Here is a 3,039-nt window from a genome sequence, read left to right on the forward strand (position 1 = left end):
CGCCTGCCATGAACCTGGAAGCGTCCCGCATCGCCCTGCGCCCCATGCCAAGGGCGTGGATCTTATCCCGCTCCCCCTGCGCGCTCAAGCAGGCTGCCCAGTCCCTTTTCGCATTCGGGCGGGAATTTTGCGCATCCGGATCAGGGACGACTGGCATGAAATCCGTGTCCTTAAGATAAGTTCCCAACGCCAGCAATGTGGAAAATGTCAAGGCAATCAACATTTCGACTTGCGCCACTATCTTGCGTTAAACTTGCGCTGCCCTTGCGTGCCACGATAAAACGGACATGACAGGGGTTAAATGGTGAAGTGAGGGAAGATGGCTGCATTGTCTGACGCGGACGGTCATGATCGACCGAAGCCTGCCTCCGACCTGCCATAACCTTAATAGCACTTTTTAGAGTGCGACAGTCGTTCGAGCAATCATGCCGGCCGGTGAGTATTCGTCCATTGCGATTCACTCGCCACACCTCGGGACCCCACGCCAACCCAACGCCCGCTTTACGAGTGCATTGATCGCCGACGGATGCGAATTAGTGAAATTTTCCGCTGGCGTGTTTAGGAACGCAGTCTGTCGCGGGGACACCGCCAGCCTTTGAATTCAGGCCAACGGCCCGACGCGCGCCCGATTTACCGTGATTCCATACGACCGCACATCCCGCCTTTTTTTGAATCGCACCGGGAATCGATCGATCCACAATCGTAGCTTCTGGCCGAAGAAAGCGAAGTCATCATCAAGCTCCAGCCAAAGCGCCAGACGATGCGCTTGCGAGCGCGTCTTTAGATGCACCCATGTGCGACCTGCTAATGTTCGTCAAGGCTCGTGATCCACGACGAACGCCTGCCATGTGTCGTTGCCAACAGTACGCCGATGAGTGTCATGCAGGCGGTCAAAATTGCAATAACGCCGCCAGTACCGATCGGTTTAGCGAAGTAGCCGCCCCCCCCCCGCAAGAGGTTGAGTCAAGTTATTTAGCATCACAATAAACCCGACAGTTTTGCCAAAATCTTCTTTTGGGATCAGCTTCTGTCTTGAACTACGGATAAATACGTTAAACATCTTTTCAAAACCGACCACGAGCATAAACCCCATCGAATAAATAAATGGAATTGAGATCCACGCGGTCAATAACCCGCCTGCAACAATAAGCAGATAGGATGCTATACCCGATACCTTTGGAGAAGTGTGCGAATGTGCGACAAACATAAGAACGAGCACTGTCATGACAGCGCCGCCCGTCTGTAACATTGCATAGCTGGAGGCAGATTCATTGTAGACGCCGGTAAACATTGCTGCAGACGTCGCCAGCGTCCAGACTGATGTGCCGTTCGGGACTGGCGCCGATCCATGTCCTGTCGCCTGTATAAACGAGGAAAGTCCAATAGGCACCTGACTCCCTGCGAACGAGTCGTCCGAATGCCGTCAGAGCAGTTGCCAATGAATAGCCTGTAAGCGCAGCATGGAATGTCCGCTTCAGTACAAAATTTGAGCCGGCCCCTGAGCCAATCTCGTTGCCGACGATCTCGCTGACCCTGTCGGCGTATACGTCATCATCTACGTTAAAGCGGCCCTCAGAAATGACGATCTGCGCGTCCGGCCACTTGCTCATTGCCGTCCCAATTGGCACATTTTCTTCATGAGCGATCCGCATTATGCGCAACGGTTCATTATCGTCAATACAGGCGAACTGCCGCTCAGCGAGCTGTCGGTACGGCACAACTGCGAGCGCAGAATTTCGATTCGTACCTCGCGGTGACAGAGGAACTTCACTGAGGGAGGAAACCGATAGCATGTCACCCGCATAGATCTCAAGAACCGGTGCACGCGTATCGCCCTCCCTAACCAACAGGGCAAAGGCACCCAAGCGCTCGGGTGCCTCACACAAAAGCGACAGCAATGTCTCGCTCACTGAAACACCCTTTCGGTTTCGCACAACACTGCACACAGAGAGGCGTACAACCGCATCTCCATGTTCTCCGGAATTCTAACAATAGCACGCCATTCTGGGACTACGGCCTGAACATCTTGTCGAGACTTTTCGTAGTCAAGAACCCGAAGCATATGCGATCAATATGCATCGTAGTGGCTACGTCACCGAATCGAAGATTTGGTCAGCAACGACCGGATCAGTTCGATAGCTCCGCTCGATTCGATTGCCGAAATTTAGACTGACGGATCTTCATGGGCATTTCACGACCATCACTGATGGCTTTGATCTCGTCCTTATCCCGAAGAATCCGGTAACCACGGACCGATTCTAAAGTGAAGTACCAAGTGTTCGCGTGAACTTCACAAAAATTCAGAATGCCTAGCGCACCAGGCCAGATAGCGCCACGGTATAGATAATCGTCGGGCCGACAGTGATGTTGTAGCCGCACAGCGTGTACGCGGTGCTAACCCTCGGGCTCTGTCGCATCAACGCGGGCGAGGTAAAATTCGAGGCGGACCAAAACGCTCTGGCCACACGATGAAGAAGACAATGACGCCGCAAAAAGTGCTTGCTCCAGACATCACCAAGGTTCTTAAGCGGCTACGCTATCCGCTTTTAGGGTAAGCGCCCGGCAAAGACACCCCTCAGCCTAAATTGCCGTCAATCAAGGTGCGGCAGGCGCCCAGCGATGCGGCAGAAGTGCGGCGATGTCGTCAGCCCGATGGGTAGGCAATCGATTGAGGACGTCTTTGAGGTAGACGTACGAATCGTGACCGTTGAGCTGCGCGGAGCGGATCAGGCTCATGATCGCAGCGGCGCGTTGGCCAGCGCGCAACGATCCTGCGAACAGCCAGTTCGAGCGGTTATGTTGATCTCGGCATAAGGCAGAGGGTTTTTTGATTGGCGATCGCGGCCTCTCACGCGTGAGCAGGCCGGTCGGGGCCAGTCCGCGATCGGTAATCAAAAAACGTTTGTGCTAAACCGCTCCGCTGGCGCGCGCTTCTATGGGCATTGAATGAACGACACGATGATTCCCGATGCCCGGCACATGGCCGTGGCACGCCGGAACCGTGCGATCTGGGAGAGCCGGTGGCGCGATGACAGCGGG

Annotated in this window: 3 protein-coding genes and 1 pseudogene; all 4 read right to left on the reverse strand. The window is 54.6% G+C overall.

Features of this window, described 5'->3' with window-relative positions; all coding sequences use genetic code 11:
* The coding region (locus tag HV796_RS43735) for a hypothetical protein (protein WP_217478214.1) at positions 1-238 on the reverse strand (238 nt) is incomplete at its 3' end.
* Between the two features lie 687 nt (positions 239-925).
* Entirely contained in the window at positions 926-1,291 is a 366-nt protein-coding gene (locus HV796_RS41185; RefSeq protein WP_175233406.1) for a hypothetical protein, read from the reverse strand.
* Positions 1,269-1,910 carry a chorismate-binding protein gene (locus HV796_RS41190; protein WP_175233407.1) on the reverse strand — a complete coding sequence of 214 codons (642 nt, stop codon included), beginning with the start codon at positions 1,908-1,910 and terminating at the stop codon, positions 1,269-1,271. The genes HV796_RS41185 and HV796_RS41190 overlap by 23 nt, the downstream gene beginning before the upstream one ends.
* Before the next feature lie 685 nt (positions 1,911-2,595).
* A pseudogene (locus tag HV796_RS41195) lies at positions 2,596-2,793 on the reverse strand (transposase domain-containing protein); the annotation flags it as partial.
* Positions 2,794-3,039 lie beyond the last annotated feature (246 nt).

Origin of the sequence: Paraburkholderia humisilvae (assembly GCF_902859855.1) — a bacterium.
In the GTDB taxonomy this organism is placed as follows: Bacteria; Pseudomonadota; Gammaproteobacteria; order Burkholderiales; family Burkholderiaceae; genus Paraburkholderia; species Paraburkholderia humisilvae.

Coding starts and splice junctions, on each gene's coding strand:
- HV796_RS41185 (WP_175233406.1), bottom strand. CDS start 1,291: ATGTTTACCGGCGTCTACAATGAATCTGCCTCCAGCTATGCAATGTTA.